The organism is Xanthobacter autotrophicus (assembly GCF_030015065.1).
Classification (GTDB): Bacteria; Pseudomonadota; Alphaproteobacteria; order Rhizobiales; family Xanthobacteraceae; genus Xanthobacter; species Xanthobacter autotrophicus_D.
On the sequence record NZ_JAIVFN010000001.1, the window covers coordinates 53,085 to 77,432 of the forward strand.

The 24,348-nt window shown below is 68.6% G+C and carries 24 protein-coding genes; 13 read left to right on the forward strand and 11 right to left on the reverse strand.

The window, feature by feature from the left end:
- The first annotated feature begins 320 nt into the window (after nucleotides 1-320).
- The 4 genes from uvrA (at nucleotide 321) to K9U40_RS00245 (ending at nucleotide 6,752) form a co-directional block, all read left to right on the forward strand.
- The gene (gene uvrA, locus K9U40_RS00230) at nucleotides 321-3,443 is read left to right on the forward strand and encodes an excinuclease ABC subunit UvrA (RefSeq protein WP_282888306.1); all 3,123 of its coding nucleotides are present in this window, start codon (nucleotides 321-323) and stop codon (nucleotides 3,441-3,443) included.
- 431 nt (nucleotides 3,444-3,874) lie between these two features.
- Nucleotides 3,875-4,036 (forward strand): DUF1127 domain-containing protein, encoded by a 162-nt coding sequence (locus K9U40_RS00235; protein WP_282888307.1) that lies wholly within the window; start codon nucleotides 3,875-3,877, stop codon nucleotides 4,034-4,036.
- A 187-nt stretch (nucleotides 4,037-4,223) separates the two neighbouring features.
- Nucleotides 4,224-5,639: a methylenetetrahydrofolate--tRNA-(uracil(54)-C(5))-methyltransferase (FADH(2)-oxidizing) TrmFO gene (trmFO, locus tag K9U40_RS00240; protein ID WP_282888308.1), complete on the forward strand. Its 1,416-nt coding sequence runs from the start codon at nucleotides 4,224-4,226 to the stop codon at nucleotides 5,637-5,639.
- A gap of 9 nt (nucleotides 5,640-5,648) precedes the next feature.
- Complete coding sequence (locus K9U40_RS00245; protein WP_282888309.1) at nucleotides 5,649-6,752, forward strand: serine/threonine protein kinase; 1,104 nt, start codon at nucleotides 5,649-5,651, stop codon at nucleotides 6,750-6,752.
- 105 nt (nucleotides 6,753-6,857) lie between these two features.
- Here K9U40_RS00245 and K9U40_RS00250 read toward each other — a convergent pair whose 3' ends face one another.
- From K9U40_RS00250 to yajC, 5 genes are read right to left on the reverse strand one after another with little or no spacing between them, the layout of a single operon-like run.
- Nucleotides 6,858-7,754, reverse strand: coding sequence for a phytoene/squalene synthase family protein (locus tag K9U40_RS00250; RefSeq protein WP_282888310.1), 897 nt, complete (start codon nucleotides 7,752-7,754; stop codon nucleotides 6,858-6,860).
- Nucleotides 7,755-7,763: 9 nt separating this feature from the next.
- A complete protein-coding gene (locus K9U40_RS00255; protein ID WP_282888311.1) occupies nucleotides 7,764-8,144 on the reverse strand; it encodes an Mth938-like domain-containing protein in 381 nt (126 codons plus the stop codon).
- A 4-nt stretch (nucleotides 8,145-8,148) separates the two neighbouring features.
- On the reverse strand, nucleotides 8,149-9,225 hold the full coding sequence (gene secF, locus K9U40_RS00260; protein ID WP_282888312.1) for a protein translocase subunit SecF: 1,077 nt from the start codon (nucleotides 9,223-9,225) through the stop codon (nucleotides 8,149-8,151).
- Nucleotides 9,226-9,238: 13 nt separating this feature from the next.
- A complete protein-coding gene (secD, locus tag K9U40_RS00265; RefSeq protein ID WP_282888313.1) occupies nucleotides 9,239-10,846 on the reverse strand; it encodes a protein translocase subunit SecD in 1,608 nt (535 codons plus the stop codon).
- 37 nt (nucleotides 10,847-10,883) lie between these two features.
- A complete protein-coding gene (yajC, locus tag K9U40_RS00270; protein ID WP_282888314.1) occupies nucleotides 10,884-11,231 on the reverse strand; it encodes a preprotein translocase subunit YajC in 348 nt (115 codons plus the stop codon).
- Nucleotides 11,232-11,412: 181 nt separating this feature from the next.
- Here yajC and K9U40_RS00275 point away from each other — a divergent pair, with 181 nt between their 5' ends.
- Nucleotides 11,413-11,904, forward strand: a complete 492-nt coding sequence (locus tag K9U40_RS00275) for a CinA family protein (RefSeq protein ID WP_282888315.1) — start codon at nucleotides 11,413-11,415, stop codon at nucleotides 11,902-11,904.
- 6 nt (nucleotides 11,905-11,910) lie between these two features.
- Here K9U40_RS00275 and recQ read toward each other — a convergent pair whose 3' ends face one another.
- The 3 genes from recQ to K9U40_RS00290 all read right to left on the reverse strand — a co-directional run bounded on the left by recQ (nucleotide 11,911) and on the right by K9U40_RS00290 (nucleotide 15,097).
- Nucleotides 11,911-13,734: a DNA helicase RecQ gene (gene recQ / locus K9U40_RS00280; RefSeq protein ID WP_282888316.1), complete on the reverse strand. Its 1,824-nt coding sequence runs from the start codon at nucleotides 13,732-13,734 to the stop codon at nucleotides 11,911-11,913.
- Nucleotides 13,735-13,888: 154 nt separating this feature from the next.
- Nucleotides 13,889-14,116 carry an FmdB family zinc ribbon protein gene (locus tag K9U40_RS00285; protein ID WP_282888317.1) on the reverse strand — a complete coding sequence of 76 codons (228 nt, stop codon included), beginning with the start codon at nucleotides 14,114-14,116 and terminating at the stop codon, nucleotides 13,889-13,891.
- Nucleotides 14,117-14,272: 156 nt separating this feature from the next.
- Nucleotides 14,273-15,097 carry an indole-3-glycerol phosphate synthase TrpC gene (locus tag K9U40_RS00290; protein WP_282888318.1) on the reverse strand — a complete coding sequence of 275 codons (825 nt, stop codon included), beginning with the start codon at nucleotides 15,095-15,097 and terminating at the stop codon, nucleotides 14,273-14,275.
- Between the two features lie 299 nt (nucleotides 15,098-15,396).
- On the opposite strand from K9U40_RS00290, the gene K9U40_RS00295 reads away from it, so the two are divergent.
- The 3 genes from K9U40_RS00295 (at nucleotide 15,397) to K9U40_RS00305 (ending at nucleotide 17,046) form a co-directional block, all read left to right on the forward strand.
- Nucleotides 15,397-15,729: a Rieske 2Fe-2S domain-containing protein gene (locus K9U40_RS00295; protein WP_282888319.1), complete on the forward strand. Its 333-nt coding sequence runs from the start codon at nucleotides 15,397-15,399 to the stop codon at nucleotides 15,727-15,729.
- Between the two features lie 127 nt (nucleotides 15,730-15,856).
- Entirely contained in the window at nucleotides 15,857-16,552 is a 696-nt protein-coding gene (locus tag K9U40_RS00300) for an SDR family NAD(P)-dependent oxidoreductase (RefSeq protein WP_282888320.1), read from the forward strand.
- A gap of 206 nt (nucleotides 16,553-16,758) precedes the next feature.
- Entirely contained in the window at nucleotides 16,759-17,046 is a 288-nt protein-coding gene (locus tag K9U40_RS00305) for a helix-turn-helix domain-containing protein (RefSeq protein WP_282888321.1), read from the forward strand.
- 173 nt (nucleotides 17,047-17,219) lie between these two features.
- Here K9U40_RS00305 and K9U40_RS00310 read toward each other — a convergent pair whose 3' ends face one another.
- From K9U40_RS00310 to K9U40_RS00320, 3 genes are read right to left on the reverse strand one after another with little or no spacing between them, the layout of a single operon-like run.
- The gene (locus K9U40_RS00310) at nucleotides 17,220-17,885 is read right to left on the reverse strand and encodes an O-methyltransferase (protein WP_282888322.1); all 666 of its coding nucleotides are present in this window, start codon (nucleotides 17,883-17,885) and stop codon (nucleotides 17,220-17,222) included.
- 55 nt (nucleotides 17,886-17,940) lie between these two features.
- Complete coding sequence (locus K9U40_RS00315; RefSeq protein WP_282888323.1) at nucleotides 17,941-18,372, reverse strand: DUF6163 family protein; 432 nt, start codon at nucleotides 18,370-18,372, stop codon at nucleotides 17,941-17,943.
- Nucleotides 18,369-19,436, reverse strand: coding sequence for an enoyl-CoA hydratase/isomerase family protein (locus tag K9U40_RS00320; RefSeq protein WP_282888324.1), 1,068 nt, complete (start codon nucleotides 19,434-19,436; stop codon nucleotides 18,369-18,371). The genes K9U40_RS00315 and K9U40_RS00320 overlap by 4 nt, the downstream gene beginning before the upstream one ends.
- A gap of 212 nt (nucleotides 19,437-19,648) precedes the next feature.
- On the opposite strand from K9U40_RS00320, the gene hemB reads away from it, so the two are divergent.
- The 5 genes from hemB to K9U40_RS00345 all read left to right on the forward strand — a co-directional run bounded on the left by hemB (nucleotide 19,649) and on the right by K9U40_RS00345 (nucleotide 24,245).
- On the forward strand, nucleotides 19,649-20,698 hold the full coding sequence (gene hemB, locus K9U40_RS00325; protein ID WP_282888325.1) for a porphobilinogen synthase: 1,050 nt from the start codon (nucleotides 19,649-19,651) through the stop codon (nucleotides 20,696-20,698).
- Nucleotides 20,699-20,720: 22 nt separating this feature from the next.
- Nucleotides 20,721-21,986, forward strand: a complete 1,266-nt coding sequence (locus tag K9U40_RS00330) for a threonine ammonia-lyase (RefSeq protein WP_282888326.1) — start codon at nucleotides 20,721-20,723, stop codon at nucleotides 21,984-21,986.
- 173 nt (nucleotides 21,987-22,159) lie between these two features.
- Entirely contained in the window at nucleotides 22,160-22,705 is a 546-nt protein-coding gene (locus K9U40_RS00335; RefSeq protein ID WP_282888327.1) for an RDD family protein, read from the forward strand.
- An 80-nt stretch (nucleotides 22,706-22,785) separates the two neighbouring features.
- A complete protein-coding gene (locus tag K9U40_RS00340) occupies nucleotides 22,786-23,535 on the forward strand; it encodes an arginyltransferase (RefSeq protein ID WP_282888328.1) in 750 nt (249 codons plus the stop codon).
- A gap of 32 nt (nucleotides 23,536-23,567) precedes the next feature.
- The gene (locus tag K9U40_RS00345) at nucleotides 23,568-24,245 is read left to right on the forward strand and encodes a MarC family protein (protein ID WP_282888329.1); all 678 of its coding nucleotides are present in this window, start codon (nucleotides 23,568-23,570) and stop codon (nucleotides 24,243-24,245) included.
- Nucleotides 24,246-24,348: the final 103 nt, after the last annotated feature.

Below are 24,348 nucleotides of genomic sequence, written 5' to 3' on the forward strand. Positions count from 1 at the left end.
CCCCCTGAGCCGCAGGCCAGCCAAAAGCCGACTTTTCCCCATGATGTGCCACGCGAACCCGCGCTCCGGCACACTGATGCCCACCTACTGTTCACGTTGTGTTCCTAGCTGTTCCGCCATCCCGATGCAAGCTCCATCTTCACCGCCGATTCCGGGCGCCCTGGATTTTTGGCTGGCGGCGGGCTCTGGTTCCTGATATGTTCTCTACCGCATTGCACACGGTCGACTACATTCAGGCCATGACCCCGGGCCGCTTCCCGGCCCGGGGCGTTGCCCTTCTGCCCTGATCCTTCCGCGCCTTTGGGCGCCAATGGAAATCCATGTCTGATCGCGCCTTTCCCAAGCGGGCGGCAACCGCCCCTGACATTGCCGGCCGCCGGGATGCCCGCACCCTCACGGTGCGCGGTGCGCGCGAGCACAATCTGAAGAATGTGGATCTCGAAATCCCGCGCGACAGTCTGGTGGTATTCACCGGGCTTTCCGGCTCGGGCAAGAGCTCGCTCGCCTTCGACACCATCTATGCGGAAGGCCAGCGCCGATATGTGGAAAGCCTCTCGGCCTATGCGCGCCAGTTCCTGGAGATGATGCAGAAGCCGGACGTGGACCAGATCGACGGCCTGTCGCCGGCCATTTCCATCGAGCAGAAGACCACCTCCAAGAATCCGCGCTCGACTGTCGGCACCGTGACGGAGATCTACGATTACATGCGCCTCCTGTGGGCGCGCACGGGCGTGCCTTATTCCCCCGCCACCGGCCTGCCCATCGAAAGCCAGACCGTCTCGCAGATGGTGGACCGCACGCTGGCCCTTCCCGAAGGCACGCGGCTGTACCTGCTCGCGCCGGTGGTGCGCGGGCGCAAGGGTGAGTACCGCAAGGAACTTGCCGAATGGATGAAGAAGGGCTTCCAGCGGGTGAAGATTGACCGGGCGTTCCACGAGATCGCGGAGGCGCCGGCCCTCGACAAGAAGTTCAAGCACGACATCGACGTGGTGGTGGATCGTATCGTGGTGCGGCCGGATCTGGCGGCGCGCCTCGCCGACAGCTTCGAGACGGCGCTCGCGCTGGCGGATGGCATCGCGGTGGCGGAGTATGCCGACGAGAAGGACGAGGCGGGGGAGCCGCGACGCATCCTGTTCTCGGAGAAATTCGCCTGCCCGGTTTCCGGCTTCACCATTTCCGAGATCGAGCCGCGCCTCTTCTCCTTCAACAATCCTTTCGGCGCCTGCCCGGCCTGCGACGGTCTCGGCGTCGAGCAGACCATCGACCCGGACCTCGTGGTGCCGGACCGGATGCGCTCGCTGAAGCAGGGCGCCATCGCCCCATGGGCGAAATCCACGTCGCCTTATTACGGCCAGACCCTGGACGCGCTGGCGAAGCACTTCCATTTCAAGCTCAACGTGCCGTTCGCCGACCTGCCGGAGAAGGCGAAGGCGGTGCTGCTCTATGGCTCCGGCGACGAGAAGATCACCTTTTCCTACGATGACGGCATGCGGGCCTACGAGACTTCCAAGACCTTCGAGGGCGTGGTGCGTAACCTGGACCGGCGCTGGAAGGAAACGGACAGCGACTGGGCGCGGGAGGAAATCTCCAAATATTTCTCGACCGTTCCGTGCAAAGCCTGCTCGGGCTACCGCCTGAAGCCGGAGGCCCTCGCCGTGAAGGTGGCCGGCAGGCATATCGGCGAGGTGGGCGAGCTTTCGGTCCGGGCGGCATCCGCGTGGTTCGAGGCCCTGCCGGGCGCGCTCACCGACAAGCAGAACGAGATTGCCGGGCGGATCCTCAAGGAGATCCGCGAGCGGCTGGTCTTCCTGCTGGATGTGGGGCTCGAATATCTCACGCTCGCCCGGGCCTCCGGAACCCTGTCCGGCGGCGAGAGCCAGCGCATCCGTCTCGCCTCGCAGATCGGCTCGGGCCTGACCGGCGTGCTTTATGTGCTGGACGAGCCTTCCATCGGCCTGCACCAGCGCGACAATGCCCGTCTCCTGGATACGTTGAAGCACCTGCGCGACCTCGGCAATACGGTGATCGTGGTGGAGCATGACGAGGACGCCATCCTCGCCGCCGACTATGTGGTGGATGTGGGGCCCGGCGCGGGCATCCATGGCGGGCGCATCGTGGCCCAGGGAACGCCGGCCGAGATCCTGGCCGACCCTAATTCCCTCACCGGCCAGTATCTCACCGGCCAACTGTCCGTGGGCGTGCCGGCGCGGCGCAAGCCCAACTCCAAGCGCGTGCTCAAGCTTTCGGGCGCGCGGGGCAACAATCTGAAGGACGTGACGGCGGAGATCCCCCTCGGCCTGTTCACCTGCATCACCGGCGTGTCGGGGGGTGGCAAATCCACGCTTCTCATCGACACGCTGTACAAGGCGGTGGCGCGGCGGCTGAACGGCGCCAGCGAGGCCCCCGCCCCGTACGACCGGCTGGAGGGGCTCGAGCATCTCGACAAGGTCATCGACATCGATCAGTCGCCCATCGGCCGGACCCCGCGCTCAAATCCCGCCACCTATACGGGTGCCTTCACGCCGATCCGCGAGTGGTTTTCGGGGCTGCCCGAGGCCAAGGCGCGCGGCTACGGCGCCGGGCGCTTCTCCTTCAACGTGAAGGGCGGGCGCTGCGAGGCCTGCCAGGGCGACGGCGTCCTCAAGATCGAGATGCACTTCCTGCCGGACGTCTATGTCACGTGCGATGTCTGCAAGGGCAAGCGCTACAACCGCGAGACCCTGGAGGTCACCTTCAAGAACAAGTCCATCGCCGACGTGCTGGACATGACGGTGGAAGAGGGCGCGCAGTTCTTCAAGGCGGTGCCTTCCGTCCGCGAGAAGCTGGAAACCCTGCATCGCGTGGGGCTCGACTACATCAAGGTCGGCCAGCAGGCGACCACGCTGTCCGGCGGCGAGGCGCAGCGGGTGAAGCTGTCCAAGGAGTTGTCCAAGCGCGCCACCGGCCGCACCCTCTACATCCTCGACGAGCCCACCACGGGCCTGCACTTCCACGATGTGAAGAAGCTGCTCGAGGTGCTGCACGAACTGGTGGAGCAGGGCAACACGGTGGTGGTGATCGAGCACAATCTGGAAGTCATCAAGACCGCTGACTGGATTCTCGATCTGGGTCCCGAAGGGGGAGACGGGGGCGGCGAGATCGTTGTGGCGGGCACGCCCGAACAGGTGGCGCAGCACCCGCGCTCCCACACCGGGCACTTCCTCGCGGAAGTCCTGGCGCGGCGCCCCATGGCCAAGGCGCCTTCGACGCAAAAGCCGGCGAGCCGGAAGGCCGATGCCCGCAAGCCGTTGGCGACCAAGACAGCTGCAGCGACAGCCGCAGCGATCAAGGCGGGGGAAGATGAGCCGCCGGCTAATCTCTCGGAGAGTGCGGTCGAGGAGCACACCGCGCCGGCCAGGGCAGCACCCCGCCCCCGGGGGCGGCGTCGGCAAGCCGCGGAGTAGGCTGGGCCGGGAAAGGGGCTGGACTTCCCGGCTTTCGTGGCTTCGGGCTTGCGCCGTGGCGTTGCGGCCCGGCGATGCGGGGAACCGCTCCTCCGGCAGGACCTGTCCGAAGCCTGATAGCCCCGCGACGACACTCGCGGGGGCCTGCGCGTCGCCCCTGACCGGGAGGCGTCCGGGCCAGATCGCCGTTTGGAGCGCGACCGGCAAGAGCGGCCATCATCGGTGCAAGATGCAAAGTCGTTCTTGTGGTCGGAGGCTCGGCGTTTCCGGTCGCACCGCGATGGCGGCCCGCTCGTCTCAACCGTGCGCTCCATGCACACTCCGCAATGCTGCATTGCATGATCAGATCTATGGCATTGCAGCAAGAGGGCGTATCTAGGAGGCGAAAGTCGCGGAAGCAGAGTGAAGCTTCCGCAAAGTGGAGAAGACCAATGTTGCTCTGGGGTTTCCTGGCTCGCCAGTTCCGCCGGTGGCAGACGTATAATCGCACTGTCACTGAGCTGTCCAAGCTCGATGATCGCAGCCTCGCCGACATCAACGTGTCGCGCAGCGAGATCCGTGCCCTCGCCCGGCACGCCTCCGCCGGCATCTGATCCGACGACGCCGACATAGCCCGGCCCTCCTGGCCGGACGTCGACAATGGCCCCGCTCGGGGCCATTTTCGTTTTCCGGATGCCAGATCCCGCGCGGGGGTTGAAGTTTCTGGCGCGCCTGTGGCACATGGCTCCTCCCGCCGCGCCCCGGCCGCAAGGCCCCCTTCCCCGGCGGAGCGGAGGAGCCATGCCCGAGACAGCCGAGCCCGTCCACGTCGTCGGCGGCGGCCTCGCCGGATCGGAGGCGGCCTGGCAGATCGCGAGCCGCGGCGTTCCCGTGGTGCTGCACGAGATGCGGCCCCAGCGCACCACCGACGCCCACCTGACCGACGGCCTCGCCGAGCTGGTCTGCTCCAATTCCTTCCGCTCCGACGATCCGGAGGGCAATGCGGTGGGCGTGCTGCATGCCGAAATGCGGCAGGCCGGTTCCCTCATCCTCGCCGCGGCCGACCGCAACCAGGTGCCCGCGGGCGGCGCTCTGGCCGTGGATCGCGAAGGCTTCTCCCGCGCCGTCACACAGGCGCTCGAAGGCCACCCCCTCATCGAGATCCGCCGCGAGGAACTCACCGCACTGCCGCCAGCCGACTGGGACAAGGTGATCCTTGCCACCGGCCCCCTCACCTCGCCGGCGCTCGCCGAGGCCATCCTTTCGCTGACCGGCGAAACGGCGCTCGCCTTCTTCGATGCCATCGCGCCCATCGTGCATTTCGACTCCATCGACATGGGCAAGGCCTGGTTCCAGTCGCGCTACGACAAGCCGGGGCCCGGAGGCACGGGCGCGGACTACATCAACTGCCCGCTGGACGAGGCCCAGTACCACGCCTTCGTGGACGCGCTGATTGCCGGAGAGAAGGCGCCCATGCGCGACTTCGAGGCCAGGACGCCCTATTTCGACGGCTGCCTGCCCATCGAGGTGATGGCCGCGCGCGGCCGCGAGACCCTGCGCTTCGGCCCCATGAAGCCTGTGGGCCTCACCAACCCGCACGCGCCCACCGTGAAGGCCTACGCCATCGTCCAGCTGCGGCAGGACAACAAGCTGGGCACGCTCTACAACATGGTGGGCTTCCAGACGAAGCTGCGCCACGGTGAGCAGGCGCGCATCTTCCGCACCATTCCCGGGCTGGAGAATGCGGAATTCGCGCGGCTCGGCGGGCTCCACCGCAATACCTATCTCAACTCCCCGCGCCTGCTCGACGGCACGCTGCGGCTGAAGGCCGACCCGCGCCTGCGCTTTGCCGGACAGATCACCGGCTGCGAGGGCTATGTGGAAAGCGCGGCCGTGGGCCTGATGGCCGGGCGCTTCGCGGCGGCCGAGCGGAGGGGCGAGGTCATCGTGCCGCCCCCGCTCACCACGGCACACGGGGCGCTGCTCGCCCACATCACCGGCGGGCACGTGGAGGCGGAGGAGGCCGGGGCGCCGCGCTCGTTCCAGCCCATGAACATCAATTTCGGCCTGTTCCCGCCGCTGGAGGAAGCCACCCGCGGCGAGCCCGGCAAGCGCCTGCGGGGCGCGGAGAAGACCCTCGCCAGGAAGAAGGCGATGGCCGCCCGCGCCCTCGCCCACATGGCGGCGTGGCTCGACACGCCGGCCCGGGCGGCTTAAGAGGCGCCGATGCCGCGTATTTCGAGCCCGCCGCCTCCCGTGGAATATCACGCCGATCCGGCCCGTTTCGCCGTGGACACGGTGCTGAAGCGCGACGTCTTCTCCACGGTCGAGCGAGGCACCTGGACCGACCGCAACGGCAAGCCGTGGCCCGCCGTGCGTCGGCGCTGGAACGAGGTCTCGCTCTGGCTCGGGCCGCTGGCCCGGCGTCTTGCCGCGTTCGAGGTCAAAGCGCTGGAGCGCGTGACCCGGACCGGCGTGACCACGCCGCTGCTGGCCGTGGGCGACCGCTTCCTGGTGCGCGGCTGGGTGGAGGGCGCGCCGCTGCAGATCGCGCGGCCCACGGGCGACCTTCATTTCTTCCGCTCGGCGCGCGCGGCGCTGCATACGCTGCATGCCGCCGGCTATGTCCACAACGATCTCGCCAAGCAGCAGAACTGGCTACGCGGGGCCGATGGCGAAGCCTGGCTCATGGATTTCCAGCTGGCCCTGCCCATCAGCCGGCGCTGGAAGCTCGGCCGGGTGCTGGCCTATGAGGACATTCGCCACCTCTTGAAGCACAAGCGCACCTATTGCCCGGACGCGCTCACGGCGCGCGAAAAGAAGGTGCTGGCCACCAAAAGCCTGCCCACCCGCATCTGGATGGCCACGGGCAAGAAGGTCTACCGCTTCGTCACGCGGCGGCTCCTGTCCTATTCGGATACCGAGGGGCGCGGTCCACGGGTGACGCAGGTAGCCCCGCGCATCGCCGCGGCGCTGGCCGCCCATCCGGCGGTGGCCGAGGTGCACATGGCCGATTTCCAGACCCTGGGCGGCAAGGTGGGACTCTATGCCTTCGTGGCCCCGCGCGAGCCGGTGACGGTGGAGGCGCTGCGGGCGCACCTCGCGCAGGCGCTGCCCGACCGGCCCCATCTCGACCAGCTCCAGCTCGTGGAAGCCTTGCCCCACGGCGCCGACGGCGCGGTGAGGGATGACCTGCTGCTGCTCATCGCCCGCAACCAGATCGAGATGCTCGACGTGCTGGCGGGCTCGGAAGCGGTGCGCCTCCAGGTGGCCGAGATTGCGCGCGGACGGCTCAATCTGACGGACCGGATCACCCGCCCGGCGGCGTGAGGCGCGAAGCCACAGGCCCACGCGGATCGGCCCGCCACGAGAGCGATTCCGGCAAACGTGTGCGGTGCTTTGGCGTCCGGATTTGCGCAAGGCGACAGACCTGGCTCAGAACCAGACCTTTCCGGCCGCGGCCCGGCGCGAGCCGCGCCAGAGCGCGAACTGGCGGCGGAACGGGGACAGGCCAGCCACCTCCTGGAAGGGGTCGCGCACCCGCGCCAGCGCCTTGAGGTCGCCCGGAACCAGCGCCAGCGGCAGATAGGGCGCGGCGAACGCCGCCGCCGGGCCCAATCGTGCTGCAGCCTCGCGTGCGGCCCCAAGATGGCGCTTCGCCTCGGCCCTCAGGTCCGAAAGCGCAGCCAGCAGCGCCGGCGACGCCTTGCCCGAGACCGCCTCGTCCCGGCCGATGCCGTGGCGCGCGAGGAGATCGAGGGGCAGGTAGCATTGCCCGCGCGCCGCATGGATGGGAAAGGCGCGCATGAGGCCGGTCATGGCAATGGCAACGCCGCCATGGCCCGAGAGATCCCCCGTCCCGGATGCGGCCTGGGGGGACAGCACGAGGGCAGACAGCTGGAGCAGCGCGGCGGCGGTCTCCCCCGCATAGCCCTCCAGGTCCACGACCTTGGGCATGGGATCGTCATAGAGGTCGAAGATGCGCGCATCCACCAGCGCAATCAGGCTGGCACGCGGGAGAGCGAAGCGCTCGGCCGTATCGAGCAGCGCCGCGGCGATGGGGTGGCCTTCCACCGAACCCCGTCCCTGCCCCTCGATCACCTCCCGCCACCAGGCGAGGCGCACCTCGCCGGGCAACGCCTCGCGCACCACCTCGCGCACCCGCGCCACATCCAGGTTGAAGGCATAAAGGGCGAGGAGGTGCCGGCGCTTGTCCTCCGGCGCGAACAAGGCGGCGAGGAAGCGGTCGCGGTCCTGGGCGCGGACCTGCTCGGCGCAATAGGCATAGGCCGCGTCGAGGGTGGCGATGTCGGGCGCGATCTCGTCCGGCACGGCCCGGGCTCAGACGGCGATGAGGGCCGCGCCCACGCGGCGACCCTCGCCGAGCAGCACGTTGTAGGTGGAGGCGGCGCTCGCCGTCGGCATCAGCTCGAAGCGCAGGCCCTGTTCCCGCAGCAGCTGCTTCAGCGGCTCCTTGAGATGCGCCGGATCGCGTCCGGTGCCGAGGAGCAGCAGCTCGAATGCGCCCGCCTCGGCGAGGATGGGCGCGAGGGCAGCGGTGTCCACATCCGCCATCCGCAGCGGTGCCCAGGGGCGGATGCCCGAGGGAAGGGCGAGGATGGAGCCGGCATGGGACATGCCGGCGAAGTGGAAGAAGCTGTCGCCATAGCCGTCTATGGTGACCTGCCGGGGGAAGAAAGGCGCGCCGGACGGGCTTCCCACCGGATCACGCCTTGGCGGGACGGGCCGGCGGGCGCTTGCCCCCCTTCGCCACGCCCTTGCCGGAGGATTTGGCCGGGGCCGGAGCGATGGGCTCGTCCACGATTGCGGCTTCGGCCTCGGAGAGCTTGGCCGCCTCGTCCACACCCAGCACGGCCTCCGGCTCCTCCTTGGCGGGACCGGCGACGGTCTGCGAGCGCAGGCCAAGATGGATGAGGATGGGCGCGGCCACGAAGATGGTGGAATAGGTGCCGATCACCACGCCCACCATCATGGCCAGCGAGAAGCCGCGCAGCACCTCGCCGCCGAAGAAATACAGGGCCAGGGTGGCGAAGAAGGTGGTGGTGGAAACGATGATGGTCCGCGAGAAGGTCGCGTTCACCGCGATGTCCAGCAGGTCCGGAAGGGGAAGCTTCTTGTAGCGGCGCAGCATCTCGCGGATACGATCGTACACCACCACCGTATCGTTGAGCGAATAGCCCATGATGGTCAGGATGGCCGCGATGGACGTCAGGTCGAAATCAATGCCGAAGGCCGAGTAGATCATCAGCGTGACGAAGATGTCGTGCATCGTCGTCACGATGGCGCCCACGGCGAACTGCCACTCGAAGCGGAACCACAGATAAGCGAGGATCGCCACCGCGCCGAGCACCAGGGCGAGCGTGGACTGGCGCACCAGCTCGCCTGATACGCTCGGGCCCACCGTTTCCACCCGGCGGACGGAGTATTCCGCGCCCAGGACGTCGCGCACCTTGGTGATGATCGCCTGCTGGGCCTCGTCGCTGGCACCGAACGCGCCGACGCGGATCAGCACGTCGCGGGGCGAGCCGAACTCCTGGATCTGCACGTCGCCCACATCGAGGTCGGTCAGATGCTCGCGCAGGGCGCCGATGTCCGCTGCCGGCTGGCTGGTCTGCGCCTCGATGAGGGTGCCACCCCGGAAGTCGATGCCGAGATTGAAGCCCATGGTCGCGAACAGGAGCACGGCGACGAGGGACAGCACCGCCGAGAACGGGAACGTCCAGTGGCGCAGGCGCATGAAGTGGATGTTGGTCTGCGCCGGAATGTAGTCGATCAGGGGCATGTGCGGCGCACTTTCAAATGGGCAGCTTCGCTGGCCGCCGCCACTTCACCCAATAGGCGATCATCAGTCGCGTCAGGGTATAGGCGGTGAACATGGTGGTCAGAAGGCCGAGAATATAGGTGACGGCAAAGCCGCGCACCGGGCCTGAGCCACCCATGAGGAACAGGATCACGGCCGTGGCCAGCGCCGTGATGTTGGCGTCGAGGATGGTGCCCAGCGCGTTCACGAAGCCCTTGTCGATCGCCGAGATGGCGGAGCGGCCTTCCCGTGCCTCGTCGCGCATGCGCTCGAAGATGACCACGTTCGAATCCACCGCCATGCCGATGGTGAGCACCACGCCGGCGATGCCCGGCAGGGTCAGCGTCGCGCCCAGCACCGATTGCAGCGAGAACATGAGGATGATGTGGACGACGAGCGCCACCAGCGCGAACAGGCCGAACAGGCCGTAGACGCCGATCATGAACACCGCCACGAGCCCGCCGGCCACATAGGCGGCGGTCTTGCCGGCATTGATGGAATCGGCGCCGAGGCTCGGGCCCACCGTGCGCTCCTCCACCACCTTGAGCGGGGCGGGCAGCGCGCCGGCACGCAGCAGGATGGCGAGGTCGTTGGCCTGCTGGACGGTGAAGGAGCCGGAGATCTGCCCGGAGCCGCCGAGGATGGGCTCGCGGATCACCGGCGCGGAGATCACCTGGTTGTCGAGCACGATGGCGAAGGGCCGGCCCACCGCATCCTGCGTGGTGGCGGCGAAGCGACGGGCGCCATTGTTGTTGAAGCGGAAGGAGACGATGGGCTCGCGGGAGTTCTGGTCGAAGCCCGGCTGGGCATCCACGAGATCCTCACCGGACACGCGCACCTGCTTCTCGACGAGGTAGGGCTGGCCGTCCTGGCCCTGCAGCACCTCCGATTCCGGCGGCGGGCGGCCTTCCAGCGCCTGCTGCGGCGACATGGACTGATCGACCATGCGGAAGGAGAGCTTGGCGGTCTGGCCGAGCAGGTTCTTCAGCCGCTGGGGGTCCTGAAGGCCGGGCACCTGGACCAGGATGCGGTCGATGCCCTGGCGCTGGATGTTGGGCTCCACCGTGCCGAGCTGGTCGATACGCCGGCGGATGATCTCGATGGACTGGTCGACGGCCGAGCGCATGCGGGCGGTAAGCCCGGCATCGGTGAGTTGCACGGTCACGGCGCCGTCGGAGCCGGAGGAGACCAGAAGGTCCATCTCGCCGGAGGAATTGCCGAACAGCGCGTTGGTCACCGGCGCCGCCAGCTTGCGCAGCTCGGTGACCGCCTTCTGGGTGTCGGCGGCATCGCGCAGGCGCAGGCTCACCGTGGTGTCGCGCACGGCGAGGTTGGAATAGCCGATTTTCTGGTCGCGCAGGACGCGGCGCACCTCGTCGCGCACCTGTTCCGTGCGCTCCTTGCGCAGCGCCGCGCCGTCCACCTCGAGCAGGATGTGCGAGCCGCCCTGAAGGTCGAGCCCCAGCGTCACGCGGCTGGAGGCCAGCCAGGTGGGCAGATATGCCAGCGCGCTCTGGGGCAGGACGTTCGGCAACGCGAACAGCAGTCCCACGGCGATGGTGAGGAGAATCGCCGTGGTCTTGAGGCGGGAGAAATGCAGCATGTCGCGCGCTTATCTCAAAAAGGAATCGGGCGGCAGCTCAGGCCGCGGGCGCTTCGTCCTTGGCCGGCTCGCCCTTGGCGCGGACGGTGGCGATCTGGGTGCGCAGCTGCCGGACGCGGACATTGTCGGCGATCTGCAGCTCGATCTCGTTCTCGTCCACCACCTTGGTCACCTTGCCGACGAGGCCGCCGGCAGTGACGATGACGTCGCCGCGGCGCAGGGCGCCGACCATTTCCTGGTGGGCCTTGGCACGCTTCTGCTGCGGCCGCAGGATCAGGAAATACATCACCACGAAGATCAGCAGGAACGGAGCAAGCTGAATGAGCATGTCGGCCCCGCCGCCGGCTCCCGTGGCGCCTTGGGCGAAAGCGGGCGTAATGAACATTTGCGTCCTCGTTCGGTCGGTGGTGGGAATCCCTGCCGCGCCGGGGTTCGGCGGGGCGGCGGGACTATAGCGGCCGGCCCGTCGAATGCAAACGAAGGGGCCCCGCGATCACGGATCTGTTGAAAAGGCCGGGTTTGCGCGGTGGCCGCGCGCCGGCAGGCGGGAACAGGGAGGTCGATGCGTGAACGACGAAACCTATGCGCGCGCCGTCGCGGTGCTGGAGGCGTTCCGCGCCCGCGGCCAGACCCTCGCCACGGCGGAATCGTGCACCGGCGGCCTCGTGGCGGGCGCCCTGACCGAGGTGCCCGGTTCCTCCGACGTGGTGGACCGGGGGTTCGTGACCTATTCCAACGCCGCCAAGATGGCGATGCTCGGCGTGCCCGAGGCGACCCTCGCGGCCCATGGCGCGGTGAGCGAGGCGACGGCCCGCGCCATGGCGGTGGGCGCGCTGAACGCGGCGGGCGTCGATGCGGCGGTGGCCATCACCGGCATTGCCGGGCCGGGCGGCGGCTCGGCGGAAAAGCCGGTGGGCCTCGTCCATTTCGCCTGCGCCCGCAGGGATGGCACGGTGGAGCACCGGGAGAAGCGCTTCGGCGATCCCGGCCGCACCGAGATCCGCCGGCTCGCGGTGCTGGAGGCGCTGGACCTGCTCGCCCGCGCCGCCGCCCCCTGAGCAGCCTCACCCCTCCTTGATCACCTCAAGGAAATGCGGGCCGTAGCGCTCCAGCTTGGCCTCGCCGACGCCGGAGACATCCCCGAGCCCCGTGAGCGAGCGGGGGCGGACCCGCACCATCTCCAGCAGCGTCGTGTCATGGAAGATCACATAGGGCGGCACGCCCTGGGCGCGCGCGATCTCCAGGCGCAGCCCCTTGAGTTTGCGAAACAGGGCCTCGTCGGCGGGATCGGACAGGACCGGCCCCGGCCCCCGCGCTCCGCCGGTGGTCCGGGCCGGACGGGCGCGGGCCTCCGCCTTCAGCTCCACTTTCTCGGCGCCGCGCAGCACGGCACGGCATTTCTCGGTGAGGCCGAGACTTCCATGGCCCTCCACATCCACCCACAGATGACCCATGGCCACCAGCTGGCGGACGATGGCGCGCCACTCGTCCCGTGAAAAATCCTTGCCGATGCCGAAGGTGGAGAGCTTGTCGTGGCCGAATTTCAGCACCTTCTCGTTGGCGTCGCCGCGCAGCACGTCGATGACATGCCCGGCGCCGAAGCGCTCGCCGGTACGGTAGACGCAGGAGAGCAGCTTCTGGGCCGCCTCGGTGCCATCGAAGGTGCGCGGGGGCGAGAGGCAGGTGTCGCAATTGCCGCAGGGCTCATCGAGGTCCTCCTCGAAATATTTCAGCAGCACCTGACGGCGGCAACTCGCGGTCTCGCACAGGCCCAGCAGCGCATCGAGCTTGCCGCGCTCCACGCGCTTCCTCGCCTCCGGCACGTCGGAGGATTCCACGAACTGGATCAGCTTCGCCACGTCCTCCACCCCATAAAGGAGCAGGGCCTCGGACGGCAGGCCGTCGCGCCCGGCGCGGCCGGTCTCCTGGTAATAGGCCTCGATGCTCTTGGGCAGGTCGAGATGGACCACGAAGCGCACGTCCGGCTTGTCGATGCCCATGCCGAAGGCGACGGTGGCCACCATCACCACCCCCTCCTCCTTCAGGAAGCGATCCTGGTGGCGGGCGCGGGTGTCGGCGTCGAGGCCGGCATGGTAGGGCAGCGCGGTGCGCCCCTCGGTGGATAGGATCTCGGCGGTCGCTTCCACCTTCGCGCGGCTCATGCAATAGACGATGCCCGCCTCGTCCGCGTGGTCGTCGAGGAAGGCGCGCAGCTGCGCCCGCGGGTTGGACTTGGGTACGATGCGGTAGCGGATGTTCGGCCGGTCGAAGGAGGAGAGGAAGACCCGCCCATCCTCCAGGGCCAGCCGTTCCATGATCTCGCGGCGGGTCGGGCCATCCGCCGTGGCGGTGAGGGCGAGGCGCGGCACGCCAGGGAAACGTTCGTGCAGGATCGTGAGCTGGCGGTATTCGGGCCGGAAATCGTGCCCCCACTGGGAGACGCAATGCGCCTCGTCGATGGCGAAGAGGGAGAGGTGCGCGCCGTCCAGCAGGGTAAGGAAGCTGTCGGTCAGAAGCCGTTCGGGCGCCACGTAGAGCAAATCGAGCTCGCCCATGGCGAGCGCCCGCTCCACCTGCCGCGCCTCGCCGGGGGCCAGCGACGAATTGAGCATGGCCGCCTTGACCCCCAGCTGGCGCAGGGCCTGCACCTGGTCGTGCATGAGCGCGATGAGGGGGGAGACGACGATGGCGGTGCCCGGACGCACCAGCGCCGGCACCTGGTAGCACAGGGACTTGCCGCCGCCGGTGGGCATCAGCACCAGGGCATCGCCCCCTGCCGCCACATGCTCGACGATTTCTTTCTGCCGCCCGCGGAACGCGTCGTAGCCGAAGACGTGACGCAGGACGTGAAGGGGGTCGGAATCAGGGGCGGCGTTCAAGGCAGGCATGGCGCCTTATAGACCCGTCGGCGGGACGGGCAATGCGGTCAGCGGCGGCACCGGCCATGGATTGGGGCGCTGACGCGGGGAGCGACGGGAGGGGAGCGGTGGGCGAGCCCGCCGCCTCCCCGAACGCGAACGAGGGTGGCCCCGGATGCGCGATCTATCGCTTTCGCCCCGGCGTGCTGAAATTGCTGGTGTGGCCTTCGCGCGATGCCTGGGCCCGCCACACCTTGGCAGCCGCCGCGAGCTTCGCCTCTGGCGCGATGCGGCCGATCATCTGCTCCATCTTCTGGCCGCCGCAGGACGGGCACACCGGCGTTTCCGACGCGCCGACCAGCAGTTCGCAATCCTTGTCGCACTCGGGACAATGAAAGTTGTAGAGCGGCACCGTCGAACCTCCGTTCCAGCCACACTGACGCCCCGCGCGGCGCCCGCAAATCTTTGATCTGCAAAGCGTTCGCGCACCGGATGCGCCGTGGCGCGCCGCTCCGTCGTCGCCCGGAGCGGCGCGCCCTGACATTTCGCAAGCAGGAAGCGGGCCAGATCAGTCCGCGACTTCGGTCTCGATGCCGAGCACCTGTTCCAGGACGCCGGCCGGGTCCTCGTCCTTCATCAGGGCGGTGCCGATGAGCAGGGCCTTCGCCCCCACGGCGCCGAGCCGGTCGCGGTCGGCGGCGGTGCCGAGGCCGCCTTCCGCCACCACCAACACCTTCTCCGGCGGGATCAGCGGGATCAGCGCCTCGCAGGTGCCGGGCTTGAGCTCGAAGGTATGTATGTCGCGGTTGGTCACGCAGATGAAGTCGGCGCCCGCGGCCAGCGCCGCCTCCACCTCCTCCGGGGTGTGGACCTGCACCAGCGGGTCCATGGCCACGGAGGCCGCACGCTCGCGGAACTCGGCCAGCTGCGGGCCCAGCAGGGCGGCGGACAGCATCACCGCGTCGGCCCCGGACAGGCGGGCCTCGATGATCTGGTACAGGTCGAAGATGATGTCCTGCGCCAGGAGCGGAATGCCCACCGCGCCGCGCACGGTGGCGAGGTCCGAATAGGAGCCGCGGAAGGCCTGCCGCTCCACCGCCACCGACAGCGCCGCCGCCCCCACCGCCTCGAAATCCTCGGCCAGCGGCTTGTAGGGCACCATGGTGCGGAACGAAGGATCAAACGGCGAGCCGCCCTTCAGCTCGGCGATGACGGCGGGCGCGCCGCCCGCCTTGAAGGCGGCCGCGAGCGCGCCGTGGAAGCCACGGGTCATGGGCATGTCGCCGACCTTGCCCTGGATCTGGCCGAGGGAGCGGCGCGCCTTGGCCTTGGCGAGCTGGTCCCGGCGCTGGACGATGAACGGCTTGAGCAGGCTTTGGTCTGGCAAGATCATGAACGAACGTCCGTCTCAAATGGGGCGCCGGAAGCCGACAGGCCGCCCCGGCGCGAAAAATGCCCCCCAAGCCTCACAGATTTCGCCGCGTTTCGCCACCACCGTGGCGCGGGTGCGGTGCGGTTTCCTCTTTCCACGGGCGGCGCAAGGAGCGATCATGAACATTATTCCATCGGTTCCGGTCTCTTCGACCGGTGCCGAAGGGGTTTCGCTCAGGCGCCGCGCGGGCTTGCACCAAAGGCGGATGGGAGAGGCCCCTGCGCTGCTGGCCCTTTTCTTCGCCCGAGAGATTTTTCGAGATGTTCACCCGCGTCTGCAAAGCCGAAACCGTGCCCGAAGGCGGCATGCGGCTCGTCATCGCCGATAGTCACCTGATCGTCCTGGCCTGGCCCGACAATGGGGAAATCAAGGCGTTCCAGGGCGTGTGCCCGCATTCCAACACGCCGCTGAACGAAGCGGAGTTCGACGGCACCATCATCACCTGCCCGCTCCATTTCTGGACCTGGGACCTCAACAGCGGTGACCCCGTCGAGCCCAAGGAGAGCCCGCTCGCGCAGTATCCGGTGAAGATCGAGGACGGCATCGTCTATATCGACACCGAGGGCGTCACGCCCCTGTTCGCGGCCCCCTGAGCCCCGGCGGCCCGGCCGGATGTAACCGCCGGGCCGGCCTGTGCCCGTACCCCGATGGATTGAGTGGCCGCCCTTCGGCCCGGAGCGCCCCGCTCCGGGCGGCTCGGCCGCAAGCCGGAGTTTGCCCGTGACACAAGAAACCGCCGTCATCGTCGGCGCCGGCAAGGGCCTCAGCGCGGCCCTCGCCCGCCGTCTCGCCAAGGAGGGCTTCCGCGTGGCCCTCGTCGCCCGCGACGTGGAGAAGCTCGCCGCCCTCGCGGCGGAGACCGGTGGCGTCGCCATCTCCGCCGACGCCCAGAGCCCGCAGGCCGTCGAGGCCATGTTCGCCGAGGTGGACCGCACCCTCGGCACCCCCGACCTCGTGGTCTTCAACGCGGCCATGCGCTATCGCGGCCCCATCGAGGTGCTTGATCCGGCGGACGTCATGGACACCTACGCGGTGGGCGCCTTCGCCGGCTTCCTCACGGCGCAGGCGGCGGCGCGGCGGATGCTCCAGCGCGGCTCCGGCTCCCTCTTCTTCACCGGGGCCACGGCCAGCGTGAAGGCCATGCCCCATTCGGTGCCGTTCGCCATGGCCAAGTTCGCGCTGCGCGCCCTCGCGCAGGGGCTGGCCCGCGAGCTTGGGCCGCGCGGCATCCATGTGGCCCACTTCGTCATCGACGGCGGCATCGCCTCGTCCTGGGCGACGGAGGGCGAAAGCGGCCCGCCGGACAAGTGGCTGGATCCCGCCGCCATCGCGGAGACCTATCTCGCCGTGCATCGCCAGCACCGCTCCGCCTGGACCGCCGAGATGGAACTGCGGCCCTGGGTCGAGAAGTTCTGATCGGAGCACCGTCGCGGCGCCCCCTGCGAGCGTTGTGGGCCGCCTGTGGGCGTGCCATCTTGCCCCTCTTGCGGGAGATCCTGGACAGGCCGACGCATCCGGGGCTCTTTCGCACATGCGCCATATGGGCGCGGCCGGACACGGACGGGCACCGCTCGTCCGATCCGGCTTGAAACGGGAGGGGACACCAAGATGGGAGGGGATACTTGCCGCATTCCATGGTGAACGGACGCCAGATCAAGGCCGCGCGGGCCCTGCTCGGCTGGTCCCGCAACGAGCTGGCGGACCGCACCGGTGTCACCGCGCCGACCGTGAAGGTGGTGGAGAAGGATTCGGGCGTGCTGGAATCGCTCGCCTCCACGCGTGCCCGCCTGTGTCATGTGCTCGAGGAGGAAGGCGTGGCCTTCCTCAATGGCGGCGCCATGGGCGTGCAACTCGTGCCGAAGGACGAGGGCCTGCGCACCGAAGATCTCAACGCCTCCAACGACGATTGACGCAAACCATGATCCTGCACCAATTCGCCGCCCGGCACTGGATCGTCGTCGCCATCATCCTGGTCATCGCGACGCTCGCCTATCTCGGCAGCTGGTCCTGATCGAGGGGGCGCCGGGACCTCCGCTCCCGGCGCCCCCGGTCTTGCCTCACCTGCTTGCCTCGCTTGCTTGCCTCACTCCACCAGCAGCAGCGCGAAACCGTCATAGCCCTTGGCGCCCACAGTCTGGACGGCCGTGGCGGACAGGCGCGGGTCGGCGCCCGCGAGATCGAAGAAGCGTCGCACTCCGATGACATTGGCGTCGGAACTGTCCGCCTCCAGCACCTTTCCACTGCGCACCACATTGTCGCAGACGATGACCGTGCCCGGACGCGACAGCCTGAGCGCCCAGTGGAGGTAGTCCGGATTGCTGGGCTTGTCGGCGTCGATGAAGATGAAATCGAACGGCCCCTGCCCTTCCGCCTCCAGCTTGGGCAGGGTGTCGATGGCCCGGCCCACGCGCAGGTCCACCTTGTCGGCAAGACCGGCGCGGGCAAGGTTCGCGCGCGCCACATCGGCATGGCGCGGCTCGAACTCCAGCGTCACCAGCTTGCCGTCCGCCGGCAAGGCGCGGGCGAGAAAGATGGCGCTGTAGCCGCCCAGCGTTCCGATCTCCAGGATGCGCTTCGATCCGATCATACGGGCGAAGAGGTGCAGCATCTGTCCCTGCGCCGCCGAGACGGAGATCGCCGGCAGGCCCGCCTCGGCGGAGGCTGCGAGCACCTCCTCCAGCACCGGATCGGCCGGCAGGAGGCGCTCGACGATATAGTCGTCCATACCGGCCCAGAGGGTCGCGCTCATGGTCACGTCTCCGTATCGCGTGTTCATGTCCGGCGGGCGTCAGTTGCTGCGGGCGTCAGTCCTGGTCGCTTTCGCGCGCGGCGCGGATCGAGAGCACCGCATAGGCCACCACCAGCGCCAGTTCCACCAGGGTGAAGAGGAGCAGGCGCGTCATGCCCGCCGGCGCCCAGGCGCCGAGCACCACCTGCGCCAGTGTGGCGATGAGCCACAGCACCACGGCCCACCCCGCCCTCAGCCACAGCCCGACGCCGGCGATGGGATCAATGATGGCGGCCCAGATGATGGCGGCCTGGGCCGCCATGGGCATGGCCTCGAAGCGGCTCTCCGGCCCGTCGCCGATGCCCAGGATCACCGCCCAGTGGATGATCCCCTCGATGAGCAGGAAGGCCGCGACGCCGCGCAGGAACAGGAACAGCCGCCGCCGCCAGGGCGTCAGGTTCTCCCACTGGGCGCGGGCACTGGCATCAATGGGATCGTAATGGCTCATGCACCGGGTGCCAGAAGTTCCAGTTCGTCGGGGATGGGATCGAAATGCGCCGCAATGACGGCGCTGTCCACATCCTCCAGTTGAGACGGCTGCCATTTCGGGGCGTTGTCGCGGTCGACGAGGACCGCGCGCACACCCTCATAGAAATCATGGCCGGCCATGACGCGCGTCACCACCCGCAATTCCAGCTTCAGGCATTCTCCGAGATCGAGCGCCCCGCCCCGGCGCATCTGCTCCATGGCGATGCACAGGCTGGTGGGGGAGCGCTGGCGCATCTCGCGGGCGGTGGCGGCGGCGAAGTCCGCATGGGTCCCGCCGGCCGCCGCCTGATCGAGCGCGGCGAGGATGGCTTCCACGGTGCCACGGCCGAACGCATCGGCGATGAAATCGGCGCGGTCGGCGAATGCGCCCGGCCCCGGATCGACGCGATGGTCGGCGAGGATGCGCTCCACGTCGCCGCCGGCGACAAGGGCTTCCTCCAGCGCGGGGAAGGCGCCGGAGGGGACCACGTCGGTGGCGAGCCCGCAGGCATGCGCCTCGGCGGCACGGATGCGGGTGCCGGTCAGCGCCAGGAACACGCCGAAGGCGCCGGGCAGGCGCGGCAGCACATGGGTGCCGCCCACGTCCGGGAAAAGGCCGATATTCACTTCCGGCATGGCGAAGAGATAGCGATCCCCCGCCACCCGGTGTGCCCCGTGGGCGGAGAGGCCGAAGCCGCCGCCCATGCAGATGCCGTCGATGAGCGCCACATAGGGCTTGGGAAAGCTGCCGATATAGTCGTTGAGGACATATTCCTCGCGGAAGAAGGCGAGGGCCTCCCCGGCACGGCCGCCGCGGCCGAGGTCGTAGATGGAGCGCACGTCGCCGCCGGCGCAGAAGGCCTTCTCGCCTGCGCCCTTGATGATGATGCGGGTGATGGCCGGGTCCTTCGCCCAGGCCCTGAGTCGGGGCAGGATCTCGCGCACCATGCCGAGATTAAGCGCGTTGAGCGCCTTCGGCCGGTTGAGGGTGATGATGCCGGCCGCGCCCTTCTCTTCCAGCAGAACCTCAGGTTCCGATGTCACTGCGCTCTCCCCTTCGCCGCCGATGATGCCGCTGAGCGGTTCCCCCGGCAGGGTTAGACGCGGCCCCGGACACCGTCAACGCGACGGCGCGCACTCCCGCCGTGCACGCTTGCACATCCCGTCCCTGCCCCTGCCCTCGCAGGGCGGCGCCCGGGCGGCTATAAGGAGCAAAGCGCGCCCGCACATGGGCGCCCCGGAACAACGAGCGCACCATGGCCTTCACCACGCCCCGCATCCGTCCCGTTTCCGAAGCCGAGCCGGCGCGCGCGCCGGGGCTCGACCTCGTCCATCGCCCGCGGCGCAACCGCAAGACCGACTGGGCGCGGCGGCTGGTGCGCGAGAACACGCTCACGGTGGACGACCTGATCTGGCCGATCTTCGTGATGAACGGCACCGCCACCCGCGCCCCCATCCCCTCCATGCCGGGCGTGGAGCGCCTGACCGTGGACGAGGCGGTGCGCGCGGCGGACATGGCGGCGAAGCTCAGGATCCCGGCGCTTGCCATCTTCCCTTACGTTGACCCCACACTGCGGGACCCCACCGGCAGCGAGGCGCTGAACGCCAACAACCTGGTCTGCCAGACCCTGCGCGCCATCAAGGCCGAGATCCCCGAAATCGGCCTCATCACCGACGTGGCCCTGGACCCCTTCACCAGCCACGGCCATGACGGCCTGCTGGAGGACGGGCGCATCCTCAACGACGAGACGGTGGACCTGCTGGTGCGGCAGGCGCTGGTGCAGGCGGAAGCCGGGGCCGACGTGATCGCGCCTTCCGACATGATGGACGGGCGGGTCGGCGCCATCCGTGCCGGGCTCGACGCGGCGGGCTTCGAGGACGTGCAGATCATGTCCTACGCCGCCAAGTATGCCTCGGCCTTCTACGGCCCGTTCCGCGACGCCATCGGCACCGCCAAGACCCTCTCCGGCGACAAGCGCACCTACCAGATGGACCCCGGCAACGGGCTGGAAGCCATCCGCGAGGCCGCCCTCGACGTGGAGGAAGGCGCCGACATGCTCATGGTAAAGCCCGGCCTGCCCTATCTCGACATCGTCTACCGGCTGAAGGAGACCTTCGGCCTGCCTACCTTCGCCTATCAGGTGTCGGGCGAATACGCGATGATCGAGGGCGCCATCCGCAACGGCTGGGTGGATGGCGACCGCATTGTTCCCGAGAGCCTGCTCGCCTTCAAGCGCGCCGGCGCCGACGGGATCCTGACCTATTTCGCGCCGCGCGTTGCCGAGCGGCTGGCCGCGCAGGGGTGAGGCCCGCGCCGGGAGAGACGATATGACAGCCTCCGCCGTCGCCAAAGGCAGCCTGAACGGCGACCTGCCCGTGACCTTCGCGGACGTGGAGGCGGCGCGCGCGCTGGTGAGCGGCGCCGTCCTGCGCACCCCCACCCTGCACGCCCCGCGCCTGTCCACCCTGACCGGCGCCGACGTGTACGTGAAGTACGAGAACTTCCAGGTCACCGCCTCGTTCAAGGAGCGGGGCGCGCTGGTGAAGCTGGCACGCCTCACGCCCGAGGAGGCGCGCCAGGGCGTCGTGGCCATGTCGGCGGGCAATCATGCCCAGGCGGTGGCCTATCACGGCACACGGCTGAAGATTTCCACCCTCATCGTCATGCCGGAGACCACACCGCAGGTGAAGGTGGCCGCCACCGAGGCCTTCGGCGCCGAGGTGGTACTGTTCGGCGAGACGGTAGCCGACGCCTTCGAGGAGGCCGAGCGCATCGCCAGGGCGCAGGGCCGCGTCTTCGTCCACCCCTATGATGACGCGGACGTGATCGCCGGCCAGGGTTCGCTCGGTCTTGAGATGATCGAGGACGCGCCGCCGCTGGACGCGGTGCTGGTGCCCATCGGCGGCGGCGGGCTCATCGCCGGCATGGCTCTGGCCTTTGCCGGGCGCTCCCCCGCGACCGAGGTGGTCGGCGTCGAGACCCAGCTCTATCCCGCCATGTGGTCGGCCATGACGGGGGAGGCGCGGCCCTGCGGCGGGCCGACGCTGGCCGAAGGCATCGCGGTGCGCAATGTGGGCGTCATCACCTCCCAGGTGGTGCGGCGCCTCGTGCCCCATGTGGTGCTGGTGGACGAGACCGCGCTGGAGCGGGCGGTGAACGCCTTCCTCATGCACCAGAAGACGCTGGCCGAGGGCGCCGGCGCCGCCGGCCTCGCCGCCCTGCTCGCCGAGCCGGAACGTTTCCGCGGCAAGACGGTGGGCCTCGTCGTCTCCGGCGGCAACATCGACCCGCGCATGATCGCCGGCATCCTGCTGCGGGAGCTGGAGCGGGAGGAGCGCATCGTCTCCTTCCGCCTGACCATCCTCGACCGGCCGGGCATGCTGGGGCGCATCGCGACGCTGCTCGGCAAGCTCGGCGCCAACATCCTGGAGGTGCATCACCGCCGCACCTTCCTCGACGTGCCGGCCAAGGGCACCCGCCTCGACCTGACGGTGGAGACACGCGACCAGGCCCATGTCGAATTGATCCAGAAGGCGCTGGAGAGCGAAGGCCTGCCGGTCCAACGCCTGGGCGCCGGAGGCGCCGACTGGTGATGGGCGCCGGAGGCGCCGACTGGTGATGGGCGCCGGAGGCGCCGACTGGTGATGGGCGCCGAAGGCGCTGACTGGTGACGTGCGCCGCGGGCGCAAACGGGGGAGGCCTGCCGCGATCTTGCGCCGCAGGTCCGGCCACACCACCTGAAGGTGTCGGAAGGAGCCATTGACCCATGAGCAACACCAGCGACACGTCCCGCGAGCCGCCGCGCATCGGTCTCTCCGACGCGGCGCCTCCCCATGCCTACGATCCGGTGACCCAGCCGGAATATTTCGAGGGCGTGCTCTCCCGGCGACTCATGGCCTTCCTCGTCGATGCCATCCTGATCTTCGGCGCCGTGGTGCTTTTCTATATCTTCGTCCTGCTGATGGGCGTGGTGACGCTGGGCTTGAGTTGGATCGCGTTCTTCTTCATCTGGCCGACCTTCGTCATCACGGCGCTCGCCTACAACGCCCTCACCCTCGGCTCGCCCGCCTCGGCGACGCTCGGCATGCGACTCATGGATATCGAGGTCCGCACCTGGTACGGCGCTCCCTGCTATGCGCTGCTCGGCGCGGTGCATGCGGTGTGCTTCTGGGTGTCGGTCTCGGTGTTCACGCCATTCGTGCTGCTGGTTGCCCTGTTCAACGACCGGCGCCGGCTGCTGCACGATTTCCTCGTGGGCACCGTGGTGGTGAACAACAGCCAGCGGGCGGATGCACTGCGGCGCCGGAGCTGATTTTTCGCCTTAGGAGCACCTTCGCCTTTGACCTCTTCCCGCGCAGCGGCGATGCTGTCTTTTCCTGAGGCACGAGTGCCGTGAGCGAGCATCCGCGCGATACGCCGCAATTCTATCTGACGGCCCCCTCCCCCTGCCCCTACCTGCCGGGGCGGGAGGAGCGGAAGGTGTTCACCCACCTGGTGGGCGACCGGGCGGCCAGCCTCAACGACGTGCTCACGCAAGGGGGGTTCCGCCGCAGCCAGTCCATCGCCTATCGCCCGGCGTGCGAAGGCTGCAAGGCCTGCGTCTCGGTGCGGATCTGCGTGGACGACTTCAAGGAAAGCCGCAGCTTCCGTCGCATCCAGCTGGAGAATGCGGACCTCATCGGCCAGATCAAGCCGGCGACCCCCACCTCCGAGCAGTACGCCCTGTTCCGCAGCTACGTCACCGCCCGCCACGGCACCGGCGGGATGGCCGACATGAGCGTGCTCGACTACGCGATGATGGTGGAGGACACCCACGTCCACACCCGTCTCGTGGAATATCGCAAGCGCGGGCCGGACAGCCGCATCATTCCCCGCGGCACCGGCGACCTCATGGCGGTGGCGCTGACGGACGTCCTCGTCGACGGCCTGTCCATGGTCTATTCCTTCTACAACCCTCAGGTGCAGAATCGTTCTCTCGGTACCTTCCTGATCCTCGACCACATCATCCGGGCGCGACAGATGGGGCTGCCTTACGTCTATCTCGGCTACTGGGTGCAGGGCTCGCGCAAGATGGATTATAAGCGCCGCTATCTTCCGCAGGAGCGCCTGACGCCCCACGGCTGGGAGCGGGTGGACAAATAGCGGCGTCGAACGAGGCGTCCGGGGGGAGCCGCGTGAGCTATTTCAGCAATGCCTTGAATATCTTCATCGCCGTCTTCGCGGCCCTCTTCCCGATCGTCAATCCGCTCGGCGGCGCACCCATCTTCCTCAATTTCGTGCGCGGCTGCTCCAAGCAGACGCGGGACGCACTGGCCCGCAGCGTGGCCATTTACGGTTTCCTGCTGCTGCTCGGATCGCTTGCCATCGGCGCGCAGGTGCTGCTGTTCTTCGGCATCACCCTGCCGGTGCTGCGGGTGGCCGGCGGCGTGGTGGTGACCTCGGTCGGCTGGAACCTGCTGCACCAGGGCGACGAGCCTGCCAAGCGCGCGGACGGAACGCCGCTGGACGACGCCCACGCCCAGGATCAGGCCTTCTATCCGCTGACCCTGCCGCTCACCGTCGGCCCCGGCTCCATCGCCACCACCATTGCGCTTGCGGCCAGCCACAAATCCACCTTCCAGACCGACCTTGTCATGTCGCTGTCGTCCCTGGTCGGGGCGGTGGCCGGGCTTCTGGCGGTGGCGCTGACCGTCTATTTCGCCTTCCGCGAGGCTCCCACCATCGAGCGTGTCCTCGGCAAGAATGGCACCAACGTGCTGGTGCGCCTGTTCGCCTTCATCCTGTTCGCCATTGGCGTGCAGATCGTGTGGCTGGGCATGCGCGACCTGCTCGGCGAAATTCCGCGACGCTGAACCGTCCCTTCATTCAACCCAGCCATACCGTCGCGGGACTGCATCCGCGCTTCGCCTCCTGTTAGAAGGCTCGAAATTCCACGCGCCTCAGGCAGGAGCACGC